The sequence below is a fragment of the Pseudomonas tremae genome, from assembly GCF_001401155.1.
GTDB classification, from domain to species: Bacteria; Pseudomonadota; Gammaproteobacteria; order Pseudomonadales; family Pseudomonadaceae; genus Aquipseudomonas; species Aquipseudomonas tremae.
In genome coordinates, this window is record NZ_LJRO01000333.1 from 1 (window position 1) to 389 (window position 389).

The 389-nt window shown below is 57.3% G+C and carries 2 pseudogenes; both read right to left on the reverse strand.

From position 1 onward, the window contains the following. Window positions 1–192: pseudogene (locus ALO43_RS18680) on the reverse strand (sugar ABC transporter permease); the annotation flags it as partial. Then, a pseudogene (locus tag ALO43_RS18685) lies at window positions 189–389 on the reverse strand (extracellular solute-binding protein); the annotation flags it as partial. The pseudogenes ALO43_RS18680 and ALO43_RS18685, both read right to left, overlap by 4 nt.

Sequence of the window (389 nt, forward strand, 5' to 3'; positions counted from 1 at the left end):
GTCTTTCAACACTCGCCAATAGTTGCTCAGGCCGACAAAGATTTCGTTACCGCCGAAGGGCGGCACCAGATGAAACGACCACCAGATTGCCTGGACTGCAGGCCAATAAAAGAACAACCCGAGTGCCAGCAATTGGGGCAGGGCAAACAGCTGCGCCAGGCGCGGTTGCGGAAAATGCGCACGAGGCTTCATGGCGTTGCCTCGTCCGACTCGTTGCTGGCCTGGGCCTGATGCATATGCTGAAACAGACTGAGCAATTCGTTGGCACGCAGCGTTGTCTGACGCAGGGCGTGTTCAACGCTCTGGCGACCGGCGAGCGCGTTTTCCATTTCCTGCGACCAAACAAGACGCATCAGCGTGATAAAGCCGCAGCGCAAAGGCTTAGAAGG